The sequence below is a fragment of the Acidobacteriota bacterium genome, assembly GCA_034211275.1.
Taxonomy (GTDB): Bacteria; Acidobacteriota; Thermoanaerobaculia; order Multivoradales; family JAHZIX01; genus JAGQSE01.
In genome coordinates this window covers 1-21,145 of the sequence record JAXHTF010000043.1, presented here as the reverse complement: position 1 = coordinate 21,145, position 21,145 = coordinate 1, and the positions used below count along the sequence as shown (strand labels likewise).

Genomic DNA, 21,145 nt, shown 5'->3' with positions numbered 1-21,145 from the left:
ATGAGTGCCAGGAATGCCTACTTGTCCGCTACTCCACGTCCACGTCCAGCGCCACATCAAGACTGGGAGCACTGTGGGTGATCCAGCCCACAGAGAGCAGATCGACGCCGGTGGCGGCGATGGCGGCGGCGGTTTCGGGGGTGATGCCGCCGGAGGCTTCGCTGATCACGCCGCTGCCGGCATCGCGGATGCGGGCGACCGCCTGACGCAACAGCTCCGGGCTCATATTGTCCAGCAGCACCACGTCCACCGCCAGCGCCAGGGCGCGGTCCAGCTGCTCCAGGGTGTCCACCTCCACCTCGATCTTCACCAGGTGCCCCACCCGCCGGCGTACCTGCTCCACCGCCTGCTCGAGACTGCCCGCCAACAGGCGATGGTTGTCTTTGATCATCACCGCGTCGTCGAGACCGAAACGGTGGTTGGCACCGCCGCCGCAGCGCACGGCGTGCTTTTCCAGAGCGCGCAGGCCGGGGGTGGTTTTGCGGGTGCACGCCACCCGGGCGCCGGTGCCGGCGACGGCGTCGACGATGCCGCGGGTGGTGGTGGCGATGCCGGAAAGGTGGCCGAGGAAGTTGAGGGCGGTGCGTTCCGCCGAGAGCAGCGAACGAGCGGAGCCGGCGACCTCCGCCAGCACCGTCCCGGCGTCCACGGCGTCACCGTCCGCCACCTGCGGGCGGAAGAGGATGCCGGCATCGAGGAGCCGAAAGGCCGACCCCGCCACCTCCAGACCGGCGATGATACCGGCACGGCGGGCCACCAGCAGCGCCCGAGCGGTGGCCGAGGGCGGGATCACCGCGTCGCTGGTGAGATCGCCGGCGCGGCCCAGATCCTCCTGCAGCGCCCGGCGCACCGTGTCTTCGTAGAGCAGCGGGTAGAGGACGGGACTGCCCGGCTCCGCGGGAAGGCTCATCGTGCGAATCTTCATCGCTGGGCCTCCGCCGCCGGGGTCAGGGAGCGGGCGGGCCAGGGCAGAGCGGGCCGACAGGCGCGGCCGCGGAGCTCGAGGAAGCGGCGGCGGCGCTGCTGGGGATCGGATTCGGGATAGTCGCTGCGGTAGTGGCCGCCGCGGCTCTCCCGCCGCAACAGCGCGGCGGTGGTGAGGAGCCGCGCCACGGTCACCGCATTGGTCAAAGGACCGGCCTCCGGGAGCCGCCAGGAGAGGCGGTCGAGCTCGTCCAGGAATCCCCGCAGCCCGTCTTCGTCGCGCACCAAGCCCACTTCCTGCCAAAGCCAACGGCGCACCGCCGTAATGCTCGCCCGCACCGGCGGCGAGTCCGCCTCACCGATGTCCGGTGGTTGGGGCAGCCCCTGGGGCCGCTCGCCCCCCTCGGCCAGGGAGCGCTCGATGTCGGCCCCCACCCGGGCGCCGAAAACCAGGCCCTCGAGGAGGGAGTTGCTGGCCAGACGATTGGCGCCGTGAACGCCGGTGCAGGCGACCTCACCGCAGGCCCAGAGACCGTCGAGGGAAGAACGGCCGGCAAGGTCGGTGGCAATGCCCCCCATGTGGAAATGGCTGGCGGGGGTCACCGGCAGCAGCTCAGTGCGGGGGTCGAGGCCGTGGCGCTGGCAGAGAGCGAAGACCGTGGGGAACCGCTCCGGAAAGGCCTCCCCCACCGCCTCCCGGGCGTCGAGAAAGACTTGGTGGCCTGCCGCCCGGCGCCGGTGGATGGCGCGGGCGACGATGTCCCGAGGAGCCAGCTCGGCGTCGGGGTGCTCGGCGAGGAGGAAGCGTTCGCCGGTGTCGTCGACCAGAATCGCCCCTTCGCCGCGCAGGGCTTCGGTGAGCAGCGGCAGGGGATCGCTGTCCACCGCCAGGGCCGTGGGGTGGAATTGCACCATCTCCAGATCCGCCAGCCGAGCGCCGGCGCGGGCCGCCAGGGCCAGGCCGTCGCCGGTGACCTCCGGCGGGTTGGTGGTCCAACGGTAGAGGGCGCCGAGACCGCCGGTGGCCAGCACCACCGCCGGCGCCCGGAAGAGCACCCGATGGCCGTGAGCATCGTGGGCCAAGACTCCCGCCACCCGGCCATCCTCCACCCACAGATCGTCGGCGGTGGTCTCGCCGAAGAGCTGGACCTTGGAGTGCCGCCGCACCGCCTCCAACAGCGCCCGCACCACCTCGGCACCGGTGGCGTCGCCGTGGGCGTGGAGAATGCGGCGGCGGCTGTGGGCCGCCTCGTGTCCCAGGGCCAGCTCGCCGTCCGCGCCACGGTCGAAGTCAGCGCCCAGCTCCAGCAGCTCCGCCAGCCGTGCCGGACCCTCGGTGGTGAGCACCGTGACCGCTTCTTCCCAGGCAAGTCCCGCCGCCGCCGTCAGGGTGTCGGCGGCGTGGAGGGAGGGGGAATCCTGCCCCGACAGGGCCGCGGCGATGCCTCCCTGGGCCCAGACGCTGGAGCCTCCCGCTCCAGAAACGGCAGCTCTGCACCCTTCCCCACCCCCTTGACGACCGTCCTCACAGCTCACCGGCTGCTTGCTGAGCAGCCCCACCCGGCGGCCGGGGCACCCCAGCGCCGCCGAGAGACCGGCGACACCGCCCCCCACCACCACCAGGTCGAGGTCGTGGATGCGCTGCCAGGAGGCAGACTTCCCGGAGGAGCTCATCCGGCCACCGCGGCCGGGGAGGCCTGGGAGGCCTGAGAGGCAACGGGAACGCTGGCGTCTTTGCCCCGTCCGACCTCGAGCATCCTCTCCACCGCCCGGCGAGCGCGCTGCGCCACCTCCGGGGCCACCTCCACCTCGTAGCGGCCGTGAAGCAGGCTGTCGAGAATCTTCGGCAGGGTGATGCGCTTCATATGCGGGCAGAGATTGCAGGGGCGGATGAACTCCACCTTGGGATGCTCCACGGAAACGTTGTCGCTCATGGAGCACTCGGTGATCATCACCACCCGCTTGGGCTGGCGCTCCCCCACCGCCTGGATCATGCCCGAAGTGGAACCGACGAAGTCGGCCTCCTTCAGCACGTCCTGGGGACACTCGGGGTGAGCGAGGATCTGAAGATCATCGTATTGGGCGCGGAAAGCCCGCAGCTGCTCGCCGGTGAAACGCTCGTGGACCTCGCAGTGACCGTGCCAGAGGATCAGCTCGACATCGGTCTGCTGTGCCACGTGGTGGCCGAGGTACTCGTCCGGCAGGAAGATCACCCGATCCACCCCCAGGGACTCCACCACCTCCACGGCGTTGGCGGAGGTGCAGCAGACGTCGGTCTCGGCTTTGACGTCAGCGGAGGTATTGACGTAGGTCACCACCGGCACGCCGGGATAACGCTCCTTGAGCAGGCGGACGTCGGCGCCGGTGATGGACGACGCCAGCGAGCAGCCGGCCTCGAGGTCCGGAATCAAGACCTTCTTGCTGGGATTGAGCAGCTTGGCGGTCTCGGCCATGAAGTGGACGCCGCAGAGCACGATGGTGTCCGCCTCCGCCTCCACCGCCATGCGCGCCAAAGCCAGGGAGTCGCCGGTGAGGTCGGCGACGCCGTGGAAGATCTCCGGCGTCTGATAGTTGTGGGCCAGGATGATGGCGTTGCGCTCGGCCTTGAGGCGGTTGATGGCTTCGACGTAGGGCGCGTGCACCGGCCACTCGAGCTCGGGGATGACGTCGCGGACGCGCTCGTAGATGGGCGCCGTCGCGGCGGCCACCTCCGGCGTATAGGAAAGCTCCGCAGAGGAGAGCGCGGGGCTCGAGAAGTCAGAATTGGGGGCAGTGGGCATGGAGGCCTCCTTGCTGCTCGGAATCACTTATACTCAAGTTGAGCATAATAAGGCGCTAAAAAAGCAGGCCGCAACTGGCCTACGGGAGTAATGCTACAGATGAGCATTAGTGCTGTCAAGGGAGCGTCACGGAAATGTGGCGGGGCGGTCACCGGGACTTCGGCGCAGGCAAGCAGTGACCGAGGCTTCACCACCTGGTCGACGCCGTCTCCTGCTGGCTCCAACACTCCCTCGACCCACCCCGTCACTCCCGCGAACGCGGGAGTCCACGCCTTTCTGGGGAGACCGCGCCGCCTAGATGGGCAGACTGGCCAGCAACGACAGCTCGAAGCCGGCAACGCTCACTACTCACCACCGCGTGGATTCCCGCGTCCGCGGGAATGACGAAGGGAGTTGTTGGGCCCTGGGATCCATGCAGGCAACGCTGGAGCCTCCCCCACCTCCGCCCGGGGATAAAAACCCCGGGCTACTCAAATACCGCCGGCTCCGCCGGCTCCGGAACCGAAGATGGGCAGGATGGTCCTCAGGGAGCCGGATTCATCCGGCGGTGCCTACTTAGCCCGGGGATTGATCCCCGGGCGGGGGTGCCGCAAACGCAGCTCTTCCTACTCGCGCAGTAGCTCGCAGGAGCCCTACGACTCCTCTTCTCCCCCCTCGAAGGCCTTGACCACGAAGACCGGCATCTCCGCCAGGCGCACCACCTTCTCCGCCACGCTGCCCAGGAGCAGGTGAGCCAGACCGGTGTGGCCGTGGGTGGAGATGACCACGAGGTCGCTGTCGTGGTCCTTGGCGAAATCGCTGATGGTGGTGGCGGGGTACCCCTCCAGCACGTGGGTGGAGATGCGTCCCTTGAGCTGGGGATACTCCGCCGCCAGCTCGTCCAACCCCTCCTGGGAGTAGCGGGTGATGGCCGCGTAGTCGGCGGTGACGGCGGAGGTGCTGCCGGGGAAATAGACCTGCGGGTAGGCCATGGGCTGGACCACGTGCAGCAGCTGCAGGTGGGAATCGTAGACCCGCGCCAGCTCCACCGCCGAATCCAGGGCACGCTTGGAAGGATCGGAGAAGTCCACCGGCACCAGGATCCGCTCCAGCGCCTCCACGGGCCGGGGATCCTCCTGCTCCCGCAGGGTCATCACCGGGCAGGAAGCCAGGCGCACCACCTCTTCGGCGACGCTGCCGAGCACCAATCTGCCGAGGCCGCGGCGACCGTGGGTGCCGACGATGATGAGGTCGACCCCCACCTCCGAAGCGTATTCGAGGATCACCGCCGCCGGCGCGATGCCCCGGCGGTGAGCGCGATGGATCTTGAGCTCGCTACCGACCTCCGGCAACAAGCCTTCGAGGCGCTGCTTCGCCGCCTCCTCCGCCAGACGGTATAGCTCGTCGGGGTCCGGGAACTCGTAGATCGGGTTGGCCGGATCGTCGCCGTGGAGCACGACGGCGTGGAGCAGGTGGAGCTCCGCACCGAAGCGGCGCGCCAGGAAGGCGGCGTGGCTGAGAGCCTGATCGGCGCAACGGGAAAAGTCGGTAGGAAAGAGAATCTTCTGGATAGTCGTCATGATCTCACCTCGCAGAGTGGAGGCCGCGGGATCGGTCTCGCGGCTCCTCAGAGCCCCGGCGGTCGTTGGGAGCGCCGGCATTGCATCGCCGACACGGCGATCTTCCTACCCCCTTTTTATCGCAGCCGCGGCCTCTGGACCAGCTCCCCGGGGACCGATACATTAGAAGGGGGGAGGATTCGGGCTCCGGCCCGCGCCTCGACCTCCGAAGCTAGGAAACTCACGCGGCCGATTCGGAGCGCAGTGCCCGCGCAGGCTGCCATGGAAGGGGATCTCGTGTCGAAATACAATACCGTGCTTGCAACCACCGACTTCTCCGAGGCCGCCAGCGCCGGCGTCCTCGCCGCCGCCGACCTTGCCGAAGCCCTGGATGCCGACCTCAAGCTGATCTACGTGGCGGAAGACCGCATGCCGCCGCTGGGCATGACCACCGAGCAACAGCGCAAAGACATCCGGCAACGCCACGAGGATCTCGCCCGCGAATCCCTCGACAAGCTGGCGGCGAAGCTCCTGGGGGACAAGCCCGTGGAGGCGATCCTGCGCATTGGCAACCCGGCGGCGGAGATCGTCGCCTGTGCCGACGAGGTGGGCGCCGACTTCATCGTCATGGCCACCCGCGGATTCGGCTCGGTGGGTCAGATGATCTTCGGCAGCACGACCCAGAAGGTGCTGCACAATGCGCAGTGCCCGGTGATTTCGGTGCGCTCGAGCGACGACTGAGAAGTCTCGGCGAAACGCCCATCAGGCCAGCGGCCCGTAAGACCAGCACTTCAGGCCAACCGGCCGAGAGAGCGGGTCAGGAAACCGCCGCCAGCCAGTCCCGGGGCCGGAGGTAATCGCGGTAGAGCTCTTCCTCCGGCGAGCCGGCCTCGGGACGCCAGTCATAGCGCCAGGCCGCCAGCGGCGGCAGCGACATGAGGATGGACTCGGTGCGTCCGCCGGACTGCAGGCCGAAGAGGGTGCCGCGGTCGTAGATCAGGTTGAACTCGGCGTAGCGGCCCCGGCGGTAGAGCTGGAAGTCCCGCTCCCGCTCGCCGTAGGGAGTGTCTTTGCGGCGCTCGACGATGGGTAGGTAGGCGGACAGGTAGTGGTCGCCGACGCTGCGCTGGAAGGCGAAGCAGCGCTCGAAGCCCCAGACGTTGAGGTCATCGAAGAAAAGTCCGCCGATGCCCCGGGTCTCCTGCCGATGGGGCAGGTAGAAATAATCGTCACACCATTCCTTGAAGCGCGGATAGACGTCGTTGCCGAAGGGCCGGCAAGCCTCCTCCGCCTGGGTGTGCCAGTGCACCGCATCCTCCAGGAAGGGATAGTAGGGCGTCAGGTCGAAACCGCCGCCGAACCACCACACCGGATCCTCCCCCTCCTTCTCCGCGATGAAGAAGCGGACGTTGGCGTGGCTGGTGGGGACGTAGGGGTTGAGCGGGTGGATGACCAGCGAAACCCCCATGGCACGGAAACTGCGGCCGGCCAGCTGGGGCCGCTGCTCGGTGGCCGCCGCCGGCATTCCGGGGCCGTGGACGTCGGAGTATCCAACCCCCGCCTTTTCGAACACCGCACCGCCGGAGAGCACCCGGCTGCGGCCCCCTCCCCCCTCTCGGCGGGTCCACTCGTCCTGGCGAAACGTGGCCTCGCCGTCGAGCCCTTCCAGGGCGGAACAGATGCGATCCTGAAGACCGCGGAGATAAGCCTCTACACCTTTGATGTCACTTTCGTTTACCATGGCGCCGCATTCTAGCGTGTCAGACGACGAAAGGTGAGGGGCGGGAGCGATCTCGGTGCCCGTGCCATCGTCAAAAAATGTTACGATGCCATAGCTCGTCCCGTCGCCGCTGGCCGCGGCGCCGGTGTGGATCGAAAATTCATGAGTTCCTTGGTCATTCTCGCCCTCGGCGGTCTGCTGTGCACCGCCGACGCCGGCGGCTCCCCCGCTACGGCCGTCCCCGTGGCGCCGACTGCCGCGTGGATCGTCTCCAGTGCCCACACCGCCGCTGCAGACGAAGAGGCGGCGGGAGAAGCTTCTGAGGAGAGCGCTTCGGAAACGGCTCGGCGCGGCGGCCCAAGCGATGCCAAGACGTTTCCTCGGCTGCGCGGCCCCCGGCCCCGGCGCCCCGTGCCGTCCCCGGAGGTTCTGGAAGCGACCGGCGCGGTCATCGGCGACGTGCGCGTGGTGACCAACGACATCTTCGATCCGGAAAATCCGGAAGAAAATTACAGGCTCTTCCGCCTCGCCAACCGGCTCCATCCCAAGACCCACGAGCGGGTCATCGAAGGCCATCTTCTCTTCGCCCCGGGGGAGCGCTACTCCCACTACAAGATCGAGGAGTCGGAACGCATCCTGCGCTCTCAGAGCTTCCTCTACGACGCCGAGGTGCGGCCCATCCGCTACGAGAACAACCGGGTCGACCTGGCGGTGGTCACCCGCGACGTGTGGACCCTACAGGTGGGAGTGTCGGTGAACCGCAGCGGCGGCGAGACCGAGTCTTCTTTCGAGATCCAGGATGCCAACTTCCTGGGCAGCGGCAAGGAGTTGGTGCTGGGCCACGCCACCGGCATCGACCGCACCGAGACCCGCTTCGCTTACCGCGACCCCAATCTGCTGCAGAGCCGAGCCCGCATGGAGCTTCTGTACTCGGACAACAGCGACGGGGACTATCAGAAGCTCAAGATCGACCGCCCCTTCTTCTCCCTCGACACCCGCTGGGCGGCGGGACTGGAGATCGTGGAAGGCGATCGCATCGACTCCTTCTATCGCCTGGGCGAGGTCAGCGGCGAGGTGCGTCACCAACAAACCCTGGTGGAGGTTCGCGGCGGCCTGTCCAAGGGCTTGCAGGAGGACGGCAGCCACCGCTGGCTACACGGCTTCACCTACGAACAGGACCGCTTCGAGGAAGGCGCCCTGGGCAGCCGCGGCGAGCCGCTGGTGGAGCGCACCCTGGCCTACCCCTGGTTGGAGTACCAATTCGCCCAGAACCGCTTCCTCAAAACTCGCAATGTGCACCTCATGGGCCGCACCGAGGATCTCCCCCTGGGCCATCGGCTGCGGGCTCGGCTGGGTTGGTCGTCGTCGGCCTTCGGCGGCGACCGGGACCGCGGGGTGCTGCGCACCAGCTACGGCGCCGGCTTCGAGCGTGGCGACGACCAGCTGCTGCTCTTCGATAGCTACCTCTCCTCCCGCTTCGGCAGCGACGGCGAGGAGAATCTGCGCGCCGGCGTCCGCGGCCGCTTCTACTGGCGGAATTGGAGTCGCCACACCTTCTATGCGCTGCTCAGCCTCGACGCCAACGAGAACCTGGATCCGGAACGCCAGCTGCTCCTCGGCGGCGATTCGGGACTGCGGGGCTATCCGCTGCGCTATCAAAGCGGCGACCGCCGCGCCCTGCTGACGCTGGAGCAACGCTTCTTCACCGATTGGACCCCCTTCAGCCTGGCCTACGTGGGCGGCGCGGTCTTCGTCGACGTGGGCCGTGCCTGGTTCACCGGTGCCGAAGGACCGGACGAGCTCGGAACCCTCACCAACGTCGGCTTCGGTCTGCGCATCAGCCCCAGCCGCTCGGGCTTCGGCAATATGCTGCACGTGGACCTGGCCTTCCCCCTGGACGGCGACTCCTCCATCGACAGCGTTCAATTCCTGGTGACCACCCGGGAGACTTTCTGAGCTGCAGCCCATGGATCCGGGACGGGAAGAGGACTCATCTCGTCCTGATTTGAACCCTCTCGCGTACAGCACGTACAATCAGTTCGGGAAGGGACCTGGAACCTTCCCTCAGCCGCGCCGGTCCCCGCGCGGACTTTCGACTCAATCGATCCTCGCCGGCGCTCCTTCCAGAGCTCTCGCGAATTCACCGACGAGGATTCAGCCCACCGTGAAACCCTTCATCACGGGTCTTTTCATCGTGGGCACCTTCATCAGGAGCCTTCTCCATGTCTGATCGTTCGACCAAGGATCCCGCTTCCAACCTCGCTCCCAAGACCCGGGCAGTGCACGCCGGTGTCCAGCTGGACCCCATGACCGGCGCGGTCATGACTCCTATCTATCAGACCTCCACCTACGCCCAGAAGGACGTGGGCCAGCACTCCGGGTATGAGTATTCCCGCACCGACAATCCCACCCGCACGGCGCTGCAGACCGCCATGGCCACCCTCGAGGAGGGCGAGCACGCCCTTGCCTTCGCTTCCGGCATGGCGGCCATCGACACGGTGCTGCGAATGCTCTCGCCGGGGGATCATGTGATCTCCGGCAACGATGTCTACGGCGGCACTTTCCGCCTCTTCGACAAGATCCTGCGCCGCCAGGGTTTGGACTTCACCTTCGTCGATACCGGAGACCGGGAAGCGGTGGCCCAGGCGCTGCGCCCCAGCACCCGGCTGGTGTGGTTGGAGACCCCCACCAATCCCCTGCTCCGGCTCACCGACATCGCCGCCATCGCCGAGCTCACCCAAGACCACGGCGCCCTCCTGGGAGTGGACAACACCTTCGCCTCGCCGATGCTCCAGCGTCCTCTCCCCTTGGGGGCGGACCTGGTCATCCACAGCACCACCAAGTACATCGGCGGCCACTCGGACGTGGTGGGCGGCATGGTGGTGGTGAACGACGCCGAGCTCTACGAGGAGCTCAAGTTCCTCCAGAACGGCATCGGCGCGGTACCCGGCCCGATGGATTGCTTCCTGACCCTGCGGGGGATCAAGACCTTGGCCCTGCGCATGGCCGCCCACAGCGCCAACGGCCTGGAGATCGCCCGTTTCCTGGAGCGCCAGCCGATGGTGGACCAGGTGATCTATCCGTTCTTGGAGAGCCACCCCCAGCACGAGCTGGCGCAGCGGCAGATGGCCGGCGGCGCCGGCATCATTTCCTTCATCGTCCCCGGCGGCGCCGAGGCGGCGGCTCAGGTGGCCCGAACCACCCGCCTGTTCACCCTCGCCGAGTCCCTGGGCGGCGTCGAATCCCTCATCGAGGTTCCCGCCGCCATGACCCACCTATCGGTCTCAGAGTCGGACCTGGCGGTGGATCCGGGGCTGATCCGGCTGTCGGTGGGGATCGAAGATGCCGGCGACCTCATCGCCGACCTGGAGGAAGCCCTGAGCACCATCGCCCGTCCGGCGGCGGTGGGCGCGGGGGGCTGAAACGGGGCCTTAGAACGGCCCGCGGCGGCCGGCGCCGGGGAGCATGGAGCGTTGAAGGCGCTCCAGCTCCGTCCGCAGCTCGTCCGGCGGTGACTCGTCGGGGGAGCTCTCCATCACCTCCAGGAGGCCGTCTAGTTCGTTGTCCAGCCCCCGCAGGCTGAACAATTCCTCCTGAGCCTTTTCCGAGAGCGGCTTCGGACTGGTGCCGCGGGGCCCCAGTTTCTGCAGCAAGGTCGCCACGGTTCGAATATCGTGCTCCCGCAGCTCCTCGCGGTGGTTGATCTGGCGCAGCAGCTCGGCAAAGCCCACCACGTCCCGCCACAGACGCTGGCCGGTCACCTCCTCGTCGGCGCGCCCTTCCTGCCATTCGACGATGCGCTGGTAGAGGCGGCGCACGGCGACCCGGTCGTCGAAGCGCAGGAGCGGGTAGTAGCGCTCCCCCCGCAGCGCCACCAGCCGTTCAGCCATCCGGTGCAGGCGCGCTTCGACGTCGAGGGCGGGGTCGTTCTCGTCCACCAGCACCGACCGGCGGAGCCCTCCAAAAGCCTCCCGAATCTCCAGGGACGTGGAGAGATCCACCCACGGGCGCCGGGGGGGCTCCCGCCCCTCGAACTCGTAGATCGCCGATTCGACGGAGATCAGCGCGCGCCGCAGGTGTCGGTAGCCGGTGTCGCAGCGGGACGCCATCTGCCAATAGCTCTCCCGCTCCACCGCCTTGGCGAGCTCCTGGCGGCAGGCCATCAAGTCGCCACGGGCGACGAAGGCCAGGTCCGCGATGCCCCGAGCGGCCATCTCGGTGGAGATGAGCACGCCGATATCGGTGAGGGAATCGGGATCGCTGTCCTCCGGCACGACCTTCTGCAGCACCGCATCGGATTCGTAGAGCTGCTGAATCGCCCGCAACACCTCCACCGCCGAGTCCAACAGATCGCGCACTCCGGGCACCACCTCGGTGATGGCAGGCACCCGCTGGGTCTCCTCCGAGACGGTGAAGTCCATGCCGTCGGCCCGCTGGAGCAACTCGTCCAAGTGCTCCTGGAGAACCGTGGTCGTCATTTCTTTGCTGCCGGTAATCACGATCCTACTCCTGCGCCGAAGCCGCCGGAGGATCCCGGCGGCGGGCGATCGACCCTCAGGGTCTGTTGCGAGATCCCAAAACCTTCCTATTCTATCGTTCCCGGCGGCCGGGCTGAAGTGCTAGCCTCCGACCATGGCTTCCGGCCCCCGCTCCCGCGCCGAAAATCAGCTGCGGCTATTCGGTAAACCCCAGAAACAGCTGGCGGATGCTGCCGAGAATCCCGCCGTGCGAGTCCCCGCAGCTCTCCGCAGCCACCTGGGGGAACCGGCGGACGAGTTCTTCCACAAGCTCCACCGCCGGCTGCCGGGAAACCTGGCCAAGCTCACCCTGACCAACAATCGCAGCACCATCGTGTCCACCCGGCCGACCCCGGACGGCTTCGATGTGCGGGTGCATTGGTGCTTCGCCGGAGCTCCGGAGCCGGTGCTGGAGGCCCTGGGCCGGGTCGCCGCTGGCGAACGCCGGGGCAAACCTCAGGCCCTGGCAGTGCTCCGCGAGCACTTCCGCGGCCATTGGGAGGATCGACGCCAGGCCCCGGCGGACTCCCCTGCTCCTCCACGCCCCCGGCGACGAAGCCTCCGCGCCGAGGGGCAATGTTTCGACCTGCGAGAGATCCGCGACCGTATCAACCATCAATACTTCGAAAATCGCCTGGAGGTTGCCATCGGCTGGGGAAAATCTCCCTCCCCTCCCCGACGGCGGAAGCGGCGGCGGCGCCAGAGCATCCACCTGGGTACCTTCCGGCCGCTGCCAGCGGGGCCGGAGCAGGGCTTGATCCGCATCCACCCGGTCCTCGACCGGGTGGATGTGCCGCTCTATGTGGTGGAGTCGGTGGTGCACCACGAGATGCTCCACGCCGACCTACCGGCCACGGTAGTGGGAGGTCGCCGACGGCTGCACACGCCGGAGTTCCGGCGCCGCGAGGCGCTCTACGTGCACTATCACCAAGCCCGCGCCTGGATCGACGCGCACCTGGATCAACTGCTGACTCAGCGCTACCGCCGCTAACAGCCTGTGGTGAAAAGCCGCGCCGGCGGCCCCCGGCGTTCTTATTCGCCGCCCTCGGGAGCCCCCGTGCCGATGGTGGAAGCTTCCCGCTGCAGGTAGGCCTCGACGTCCAGCAGACGCTCCGGGCCGGCGCGGCGGATGGTGTTGAGCAACGCCTCGATGGTGTCTTCCTCCTCCAGCTGCTCGTCGAGGAACCAGTTGAGGAAGTTCCGCGCCAGGTAGTTGTGCTCGTCCTCGGCGATGCGGGCCAGCTGCTGAATCTGCCCGGTGACCTTCTCTTCCGAGGTGAGAGCCAGCTGCACGGCGTGCTCCGCCGACTCGAAGTCTGCCGTCGGCTGCGGAATGGCGGGCATGCGCACCCGGCCCCCCAGCTCGAGGATGAAGCGCACGAACTTCATGGCGTGCTCCCGCTCCTCCTCCGACTGGCGGTAGAAGAAGCGCGCCAGAGTGGGCAGGGTCTCGTCGTCGAAGTAGGTGGCGATGGAGATGTACTTCATGGAAGCGTACATCTCGTTGCCGATCTGCTCGTTGAGGGCATCGATGAGGCGATCACTGGCTCGTAGTCGCATGGTCATGGTCTCCTGCTATTTCCCATCCGGCACTCCACGGTTCCGGGAAACCCGTGCCGGAGGATCGTCAATTATCAGCTCCCGAAGGCTCGGTCCGCACCGCAGAGACACTCCACGGCCGCCGACCTCCCTAACATTCGATCACATTGATGGCCAAACCGCCGCGGGACGTCTCTTTGTACTTGGTTTTCATGTCGGCGCCGGTCTGCTGCATGGTACGCATCACCTTGTCCAGCGAGACTTTTTGTCCGCCCTGACCGCGGCGGGCGATGCGGGCGGCGTTGATGGCCTTCACCGCTCCCATGGCGTTGCGCTCGATGCAGGGGATCTGCACCAGCCCCGCCACCGGATCGCAGGTCAGCCCAAGATTGTGCTCCATACCGATCTCGGCGGCGTTCTCCACCTGCTCGTTGGTTCCCCCCACCGCCGCCACCAGCCCGGCGGCGGCCATGGAGCAAGCCACCCCCACCTCCCCCTGGCAGCCCACCTCGGCGCCGGAGATGGAAGCGTTCTCCTTGTACAGGATGCCGATGGCTCCGGCAGTGAGGAGGAAGCGCAGCACTCCCTCGTCGTCGGCGCCGGGGACGAAGCGGGTGTAGTAGTGCAACACCGCCGGTAGGATCCCCGCCGCACCGTTGGTGGGGGCCGTCACCACCCGACCGCCGGCGGCGTTCTCCTCGTTCACCGCCAGGGCGTAGAGATTGACCCAGTCGAGCACCGTCAGGGGATCTTTCATCCCCTCCTCGGGGCGGCTGGAGAGCTCCTGGTAGAGCTTCGAGGCCCGCCGCGGGACCTTCAACGAGCCCGGCAGCACCCCGGGCTCGCGGCAGCCCCGGGCGACGCAGTCCTGCATCGCCTGCCAGATGGTCCGCAAGCCGGAGCGGATCTCCTCCTCGCTGTGCCAGCACAGCTCGTTGTGCCACACCAGGCGATAGATGGGCAGCCCGTGCTCCGCCCCCAGCCGCAGCAGGTCCGCGCCGCTGGCGTAGGGATACGGGATGGCGGTGGTGTCGCGCACCAGGCGGTCTTCCCGCGCATCCTGCTGGGTGACCACGAATCCACCGCCGACGGAGTAGTAGACCCGCTCCTCCACGACCGGCTCCTCGACGACCTGGTCCTCTGCTGGCGACGCCGCGTCGGATGAGCCCGCTGAGGAATAAGCAGTGAAGCGCATACCGTTGGGATGAAGAGGGAGGGACTTGCGCCGCAGGAAGAGCAAATCCCGAGTCTCGTCGAAGACCAAGGGCTGCTCTCCCAACAGACGCACCGATCCCTCGCTCCGAATGCGCTCCAAGGTACCGTCTACCGAGTCCGGGTCCAGGGTCTCCGGAGCCTCGCCCTCGAGGCCCAGGAGCACCGCCCGGTCGGTGCCGTGTCCCTTGCCCGTCAAGGCCAGGGAGCCGTAGAGCTCGATCCGGATTCGCCGGGTCTCGCCGAGCCGGCCCTGGGCCGCCAAACGCTCGACGAATTGCTTCGCCGCGCGCATGGGACCAACGGTGTGAGAGCTGGACGGACCGATGCCAATGCTGAATAAATCGAAGACACTCAGTGCCACGGTGGCGACCTCCGGGGCGCATTGTACGCTCCCCCCGCGGCCCCCTCAAGAGGGCTCCGGGAAGCCTCGACACCGCTGGTATACTGGCGCGCTGAACGACCACCGACGGCGCCCGCGGGGGCGCCGATTTCCGTATAGGAGCAGCCCACCATGACCTCCACCGCTACCCAAGGCAGCGACTCCAACCACTTTCGGGTGACCATCCTCGGCTCCGGCCCCGCCGGCCTCACCGCCGCGCTCTACTCCGCCCGCGCCGACCTGGCTCCCCTGGTGCTGGAGGGCAATCAGCCCGGCGGCCAGCTGACCATCACCACCGACGTGGAAAACTTCCCCGGCTTTCCCGAGGGCATCCTCGGCCCCGAGCTCATGGACCGCATGCGCGAGCAGGCCCGCCGCTTCGGTGCGCAGGTGAAATTCGAGGCCGCCACCGTCGTCGACTTCGACCAGCGCCCCTTCCGCATCACCACCGACGAGGGCACCTACACCACCGACAGTCTGATCGTCGCCACCGGTGCTTCCGCCAAGCTGCTGGGCCTGCCCTCGGAGCAGGAGCTCATGGGCTACGGCGTCTCCGCCTGCGCCACCTGCGACGGCTTCTTCTTCCGCGGCAAAGAAGTGGCCATCGTCGGCGGCGGCGATTCCGCCATGGAGGAGGCCACCTACCTGACCAAATTCGCCACCAAGGTGACCGTCGTCCACCGCCGGGACGAGCTGCGGGCGTCGAAGATCATGCAGCAGCGGGCGCTGGACAACGAGAAGGTGGAGTTCTTGTGGAATCAGACCGTCACCGAGGTTCTGGGCAGCCGCGAGGACGGCGTCCACGGACTGCGGCTGAAGAATACGGTCACCGGTGAGGAGAGCGAGTTCGCCACCCAGGGACTGTTCATCGCCATCGGCCACCAACCCAACACCGAATTATTCCGCGGCAAGCTGGAGATGAACGACGTCGGCTACATCCACGTCCAGACTCCTTCGACCCGCACCAATATCGCCGGCGTCTTTGCCTGCGGCGACGCCATGGACCCCACCTACCGACAAGCGGTAACCGCCGCCGGTACGGGCTGTGCGGCGTCCATCGACGCCGAACGCTGGCTGGAGACCCACGACTGATGACCGATCCCAAGCAGCCATCTCGCCCCACCACCCTCGGCGCTCTCAAGGCCACCGGCTACCGGCCGCGCACCGTCAAGCAGGAGCTGCGGGCCAACCTGCGCCAGGCCCTGAGCGCCGGAGAGCCCCTCTTCCCGGGCATCGTGGGTTACGACCGCACGGTAATCCCCGGGGTGGTCAACGCGGTGCTGGCGGGCCACGACTTCATCCTCCTGGGGCTTCGGGGACAGGCCAAGACCCGCATCCTCCGCGCCCTGGTGCAGTTCCTCGACGAAGCGATCCCGGTGCTCGAGGGCAGCGAGCTCAACGACGATCCCCTGGCCCCCATCTCCACCTGGGGTCAGCGGCTGGTGGAAGAGGCGGGGGACGCCGCTCCCGTGGCCTGGCTGCCCCGGGAGGAGCGCTACAACGAGAAGCTCGCCACCCCGGACGTCTCCATCGCCGATCTGCTGGGAGACATCGACCCCATCAAGGCCGCTACCCGCAAGCTCACCTTCGCCGATCCGGAGGTCATCCACTTCGGCATCGTCGCCCGCACCAACCGCGGAATCTTCGCCATTAACGAGCTGCCGGACCTGGCGCCGCGCATCCAGGTGGGCTTGTTCAACATCCTCGAGGAGCGGGATCTGCAGATCCGCGGCTTCCCGGTGCGCATCCCCCTGGATCTGATGATGGTCTTCTCCGCCAACCCCGAGGATTACACCAACCGCGGCAGCATCATCACCCCCTTGAAGGACCGCATTTCCTCTCAGATCCTCACCCACTACCCGACGGACGCCGAAACCTCCGCCGAGATCACCGCCGCCGAGGCCTGGACCGATCGCGACGTGGAAGGGGTGGAGGTCTCCCCGGAGATTCGCTTGCTGATCGAAGAGATCACCCATGCGGCCCGGGAGAGCGAGATGGTGGATCAGGCTTCCGGGGTCAGCGCCCGGGTCGCCATCTCCGCCCTCGAGCTCCTGGTCTCCAACCTCGAGCGCCGTGCCCTGATCACCGGCGAGTCCCCGGTCCACGCCCGCCTCTGCGATCTCCACATGCTGCTGCCGGCGATCACCGGCAAGGTGGAGATGGTCTATGAGGGCGAGCAGAAAGGCCCCGAGGTGGTGGCCCGGCAGATCATCGGCGAGGCGGTGAAGAAAGCCTTCGACGCCCGCTTCCCGGAAGTCGGCCGCGAGGTGGGCAGCGGCGGTGAGGACGACACCGGCCCCTACGCCGGCATCGTCGCCTGGTTCGCCGACGGCAACCAGGTCACTCTCTCCGACGAGCTCCCCTTCGACGAATACCGCCGCCAGCTGGAGCAGGTCCCCGGCCTGATGGAGCTCGCCGCCACCTACGGCGAGGAGCCCCACCGCCAATGCCTGGGCGCGGAGATCATCCTCGACGGCCTGCATCAGCATCTGAAGCTCGGCCGCCAGGATCTGGACAGCCAGGTCAGCTACAAGGAAATGGTCAAGTTCCAGCTGCTCAAACCGCGTCGCCGAGGCCCGGGCCGCGGCGACGTCAACTGACCCGAACCGAGGAGGCCCGCCAACCCTTGCGCCACCGCTACCGCTACCTCGATCCGGACCTGATCCGCGGCCTGATGGCCGCCCAGGAGCTCCAGCAGGTATTCAACCAGCTGGTCCTCGCCTCCGGCGGCGACGTCGAGCAGGCCATGGAGTGGATGCGCTACCTCCAGCAGGAGGGCTACATCGACGAGAGCGTGGATCTGGAGGAGTTCTTCCAAAGCCTGCAGGAGCAACGGCTGGTGGGCAGCGACGGCGAAGGCGGCCTGGCGCTGACCACCGGCGGCGAGCGACGCATCCGCCGTAGCGCCTTCGAGGAAATCTTCCAGGGCCTCGACCGCGGCGGCCCCGGGTACCACCCGGTGCGCGACGCCGGCGGCGGCATCGAGCGCCTGCCGGAGACCCGCGGCTACCGCTTCGGCGACGAGCTCCACCACCTGGACGCCGCCCGCTCGCTGCAAAACACTCTACGGCGTACCAGCGGCCGCAGCCTGGCGATGGAAGAGGAGGATCTGGAGGTCTATGAGACCGAGCACCTCACCTCCTGCGCCACCATCGTGGCCATCGACATCAGCCACTCCATGATCCTCTACGGCGAGGACCGCATCACCCCGGCGAAGAAGGTGGCCCTGGCGCTGACGGAGCTGATCACCACGAAGTATCCGAAGGACTATCTCGGTGTCCTGCTTTTCGGTGACCGGGCTGAGCCGGTGGACCTGAGCGACCTCCCCTACGTGGAGGCCGGGCCCTACCACACCAACACCGCCGAGGCCCTACAGCTGGCCCGCGGCATGCTCTCCCGCCAGCGCCAGCCCAACAAGCAGATCTTCCTGATCACCGACGGCAAGCCCTCCGCCATCACCGACGGCGGCCGGATCTACAAGAATCCTTTCGGTCTGGACATGCGCATTGTCAACCGCACGCTGGAGGAGGCGGACCAGTGTCGCCGCCAGAAGGTGGTGGTGACGACCTTCATGATCGCCACGGATCCGATGCTCACGGAGTTCGTGGAGAAGATGACCCAAATCAACCGCGGCCGCGCTTACTTCGCTTCACCCACCAATCTGGGCGAGTTCATCCTCGCCGACTACATCAAAAACCGCCGCCGCCGGGTTCGATAGGCCGTCGTCCATCGCACGCCAGGGAGGCTAGGGGAGATCCCGCGCCGGGGCCACGGCTGCCCCACGGTAGGGGCCGTCGCCCTCCAGGTCTTTCGCCGTGAGCCCGCGGTTGAGGTCGAGGCCCAGGAGGTTCCATTGGTGCGCGAAGGCGCGGATGGGGGCTCGGATGCGTTCGCGGAAGTGGGTCGGCCAGAGGAAGCCTTCGATCTCGCGGTGGTTGGAGAAGGTGATGTCGACGTCGGCGCCTTGGGTTCCGGGATAGCCTTCGAGGCTGAAATGAAGGCGGAACAAGCGCCCCGTCTCCTGGTCGATCCAGAGGACCACCCGATCCGACGCCGAGAAGCCCAGCCCCGGCTCCAACCGTGTGACCACCCGATCGTAGACGCGGCCGTTCTCCCGCTGGGTGTCCAGGGGCAGCAGCTCGTTGCCGGTGTGTAGGAAGTAGGACGGCGCCAGGATGAGCATGCGGTAGACATCCGCCACCAGAGCCGAGGCCTTCGCTTGATCTTCGTCCGGTGTCTTCTCTCCCGAGTAGAAGACCGATGCCCCGGTCCGATCTCGGTAGACCTTTTTTCTTTTGTCTGCAGTCGGCCCCGTGTGAAGCTGCGCGATGATCCCCGGCTCGAGGATCAGCCGCTCCTCCGACGACTTGCGGTACTCGCTGTCCGTCAGCTCCGGCTGCACCCGCACCGCGACTTTGCCCCAGGTGCCGTCGTATCGAACGCTCAGATCCTCCACCGACTCGTAGAGATCGCCCCCGTGAGCTTCCACCGAGCGCTCCACCAGCGCCAGGCCCTGCTCCGCCGCCGCTGAGGAGCTCGGCACCGCCTCCCAGCGCGGCAGCGTGGAGGCACAGCCCACCAGCGCCAGGAGAAATCCAACGGACACGAGCGAAAGCATTCTGGATGCGAGAGTGTTCATCCTCCTATTGTGCCCACCGGTCGACAGAAACAGAAACTCCGTCCCGCCTCCAGCGACTATCCGGGCAAGCTCAGGATCGCCACCCCCGCCACCGCCACCGCCGTGCCCACCAGCCCCCGCAGCGTGATGGGCGTCCCCTCCATCCACGAGTCCACGAAGAGACCGAAGACCGGTGTCGTCGCCAACAGCACCGCCGCCAGGGAGGCTGGCGCCCAGGCGATGCCCAACATCATCAGCAGGATGGCCACGTAGGTTCCCAAGAAGGCGGGGCCTACCAGGCGCCGGAGGCCCGCCGGCGCCAGCACCTTCGAGGCAGAGCGTAGGCGGCGGCTCAGGGTCAGCACGATCACCAAGCCCGCCGCCGCCGCCGTCAAGCGTACGAAGCTCGCCAGCAGCACCGGCATCTCCTCCATTCCCGCCTTCGCCAGCACCACTCCCGAGCCCTGCCCCAGCGCCGCCAGCACCGCCAGAACCACGCCGGCGCCGGAGAAAGCAGCCGGTACCGCTGCGCTCGTGACCTCCGGTACTTCAGCCACCGCCAGCTCTGCATCCGGTGCTGCGGAGGAACCCACGGGCCTCCTCCGCCACCGTGGATCGATGACCACCACCACCCCCACCAGGATCACCAAGGCTCCCAGCCCCTGCCGAGGGCCCAGCCGCTCGCCGTAGAATGCGTAGGCCAAAATCGCCGTGAACACCGGCGCCAAAGTCTGCAGCAGGAGCGTGCGATGCACCCCCAGGCGCTGTACCGCCGCGAAGAGAGCGGTGTCTCCGAAGCTCATCCCCACCACCCCCGAAGCCACCACCAGCAGCAGCGCCGGCACCGGCACCCGCAACAACTCCGGCCACTGCCCCAGCGCCAGGCTGGTGAGCCCCAGGAGCACCGTCGCGATGCAACTCTTCCCGAGATTGACCGCTCGGGCACCGTAATCCGCCACGGGCCGGCGAAACAGGCCGACGGAAAAGGCCCAACAGAAGGCAGCGGTCAGGCAGGCGACCTGGCCGGCGAGCACCGAGGGCTCCATCAGCGCAACCTGATTTCCGGCGCTCCTCCGCCGGCGGATGGGTTCAGCTCAGCCGTCCTTCGATGACGTAGCGCAGGATCGCCACTACCTGCTGGGGATCTTGCGCCACCGCCTCGGCGGCGCCGTCGACCTCTTTCAGGGCGTGGGTCAGCTCCGGACCGTGGAGAATGATCAGCGGTTTGCCCAGAGCCGCCGCGAAGCCTGCGTCGAAGGCGGCGTTCCACTGCTTGTACTTGTCCCCGAAGCGCACCACCACCACGTCGGCGTCCTTCAGGTGGGTCCGGGTGCGGATGGAGTTGAGCCCCGCCCCCTTGTGATCCTTCCAGAAGCCCTTCTCCTCGGCTCCCAGGATGGCGACACCGCAATCGTCACTGGCGGCGTGATCGGTCACCGGAGAGGTGCAGCGCACCGGCAGGCCGGCCTCCTCCACCCCTTGGCGAATCTGCTCCCGCCAATCGCTATGAATCTCTCCGGCCAGGTATACGTTCCAGGTCTTGTCCATTCTTTCCTCGGTGTTGAAATCTTCGATGAGCTCATCTCGGGAACGGGAAGTGCCCCCTCGGCATCATTGTAGCGGTCTCGCCCCACGCTGGTATCCTTCTGGCCGGCTCCTGCCGGAGCTAGCAGCCAACGAAAGGAATGATTGGAATATGAAACCGAGACGCTATTGGCTCGTCAAGAGCGAGCCTGACGCCTACAGCCTCGACGACCTGCGCAAGGACGGCTCCACCTATTGGGACGGTGTGCGCAACTACCAGGCGCGCAACTTCATGCGCGACGACATGCAGGTCGGAGACGGGGTCCTGTACTACCACTCCCGCACCAAGCCACCGGCTATCGTAGGGCTAGCCCGGGTCTCCAAGGAAGCC

Annotated in this window: 19 protein-coding genes; 8 read left to right on the top strand and 11 right to left on the bottom strand. The window is 67.3% G+C overall.

The genetic code is table 11. The annotated features are described in order from the left end of the window. Positions 1-28: 28 nt before the first annotated feature. The 4 genes from nadC to SX243_09480 form a co-directional block, all read right to left on the bottom strand. Positions 29-925, bottom strand: coding sequence for a carboxylating nicotinate-nucleotide diphosphorylase (gene nadC / locus SX243_09495; GenBank protein ID MDY7093192.1), 897 nt, complete (start codon positions 923-925; stop codon positions 29-31). Continuing rightward, positions 922-2,598 (bottom strand): L-aspartate oxidase, encoded by a 1,677-nt coding sequence (locus SX243_09490; GenBank protein ID MDY7093191.1) that lies wholly within the window; start codon positions 2,596-2,598, stop codon positions 922-924. Before SX243_09490 ends, nadC begins: the two co-directional genes overlap by 4 nt. Then, the gene (gene nadA, locus SX243_09485; GenBank protein ID MDY7093190.1) at positions 2,595-3,704 is read right to left on the bottom strand and encodes a quinolinate synthase NadA; all 1,110 of its coding nucleotides are present in this window, start codon (positions 3,702-3,704) and stop codon (positions 2,595-2,597) included. Before nadA ends, SX243_09490 begins: the two co-directional genes overlap by 4 nt. A gap of 632 nt (positions 3,705-4,336) precedes the next feature. Continuing rightward, complete coding sequence (locus SX243_09480) at positions 4,337-5,263, bottom strand: universal stress protein (protein MDY7093189.1); 927 nt, start codon at positions 5,261-5,263, stop codon at positions 4,337-4,339. Positions 5,264-5,539: 276 nt separating this feature from the next. Here SX243_09480 and SX243_09475 point away from each other — a divergent pair, with 276 nt between their 5' ends. After that, entirely contained in the window at positions 5,540-5,983 is a 444-nt protein-coding gene (locus SX243_09475; protein MDY7093188.1) for a universal stress protein, read from the top strand. A gap of 76 nt (positions 5,984-6,059) precedes the next feature. Here SX243_09475 and hemF read toward each other — a convergent pair whose 3' ends face one another. Further along, positions 6,060-6,983, bottom strand: coding sequence for an oxygen-dependent coproporphyrinogen oxidase (gene hemF / locus SX243_09470; GenBank protein ID MDY7093187.1), 924 nt, complete (start codon positions 6,981-6,983; stop codon positions 6,060-6,062). 141 nt (positions 6,984-7,124) lie between these two features. Between hemF and SX243_09465 the strand changes: the two genes are divergently transcribed. Together SX243_09465 and SX243_09460 are read left to right on the top strand one after the other, a co-directional pair. Beyond that, positions 7,125-8,918, top strand: a complete 1,794-nt coding sequence (locus SX243_09465; GenBank protein MDY7093186.1) for a hypothetical protein — start codon at positions 7,125-7,127, stop codon at positions 8,916-8,918. Between the two features lie 266 nt (positions 8,919-9,184). After that, entirely contained in the window at positions 9,185-10,384 is a 1,200-nt protein-coding gene (locus SX243_09460) for a cystathionine gamma-synthase (protein ID MDY7093185.1), read from the top strand. Positions 10,385-10,393: 9 nt separating this feature from the next. Here the strand turns inward: SX243_09460 and SX243_09455 are convergent, their stop codons facing one another. Further along, entirely contained in the window at positions 10,394-11,440 is a 1,047-nt protein-coding gene (locus tag SX243_09455; protein ID MDY7093184.1) for a hypothetical protein, read from the bottom strand. Between the two features lie 154 nt (positions 11,441-11,594). Here SX243_09455 and SX243_09450 point away from each other — a divergent pair, with 154 nt between their 5' ends. Then, a complete protein-coding gene (locus SX243_09450) occupies positions 11,595-12,470 on the top strand; it encodes a hypothetical protein (GenBank protein ID MDY7093183.1) in 876 nt (291 codons plus the stop codon). Positions 12,471-12,511: 41 nt separating this feature from the next. On the opposite strand, the gene SX243_09445 is transcribed toward SX243_09450, so the two are convergent. Then, the gene (locus tag SX243_09445; protein ID MDY7093182.1) at positions 12,512-13,045 is read right to left on the bottom strand and encodes a ferritin; all 534 of its coding nucleotides are present in this window, start codon (positions 13,043-13,045) and stop codon (positions 12,512-12,514) included. Positions 13,046-13,169: 124 nt separating this feature from the next. Then, complete coding sequence (locus SX243_09440; GenBank protein ID MDY7093181.1) at positions 13,170-14,594, bottom strand: L-serine ammonia-lyase; 1,425 nt, start codon at positions 14,592-14,594, stop codon at positions 13,170-13,172. 150 nt (positions 14,595-14,744) lie between these two features. Between SX243_09440 and trxB the strand changes: the two genes are divergently transcribed. From trxB to SX243_09425, 3 genes are read left to right on the top strand one after another with little or no spacing between them, the layout of a single operon-like run. After that, positions 14,745-15,704 carry a thioredoxin-disulfide reductase gene (gene trxB / locus SX243_09435; protein ID MDY7093180.1) on the top strand — a complete coding sequence of 320 codons (960 nt, stop codon included), beginning with the start codon at positions 14,745-14,747 and terminating at the stop codon, positions 15,702-15,704. After that, positions 15,704-17,212, top strand: a complete 1,509-nt coding sequence (locus SX243_09430) for a magnesium chelatase (protein MDY7093179.1) — start codon at positions 15,704-15,706, stop codon at positions 17,210-17,212. Before trxB ends, SX243_09430 begins: the two co-directional genes overlap by 1 nt. Before the next feature lie 26 nt (positions 17,213-17,238). Next, positions 17,239-18,330, top strand: a complete 1,092-nt coding sequence (locus SX243_09425) for a VWA domain-containing protein (protein MDY7093178.1) — start codon at positions 17,239-17,241, stop codon at positions 18,328-18,330. Positions 18,331-18,357: 27 nt separating this feature from the next. Here the strand turns inward: SX243_09425 and SX243_09420 are convergent, their stop codons facing one another. From SX243_09420 to SX243_09410, 3 genes are all read right to left on the bottom strand, one after another. After that, complete coding sequence (locus tag SX243_09420; protein ID MDY7093177.1) at positions 18,358-19,218, bottom strand: hypothetical protein; 861 nt, start codon at positions 19,216-19,218, stop codon at positions 18,358-18,360. Positions 19,219-19,307: 89 nt separating this feature from the next. Further along, entirely contained in the window at positions 19,308-20,276 is a 969-nt protein-coding gene (locus tag SX243_09415) for a DMT family transporter (GenBank protein ID MDY7093176.1), read from the bottom strand. A gap of 43 nt (positions 20,277-20,319) precedes the next feature. After that, a complete protein-coding gene (locus SX243_09410) occupies positions 20,320-20,778 on the bottom strand; it encodes a YtoQ family protein (GenBank protein MDY7093175.1) in 459 nt (152 codons plus the stop codon). A gap of 148 nt (positions 20,779-20,926) precedes the next feature. On the opposite strand from SX243_09410, the gene SX243_09405 reads away from it, so the two are divergent. After that, a partial coding sequence (locus SX243_09405; GenBank protein MDY7093174.1) for an EVE domain-containing protein occupies positions 20,927-21,145 on the top strand: 219 nt, incomplete at its 3' end.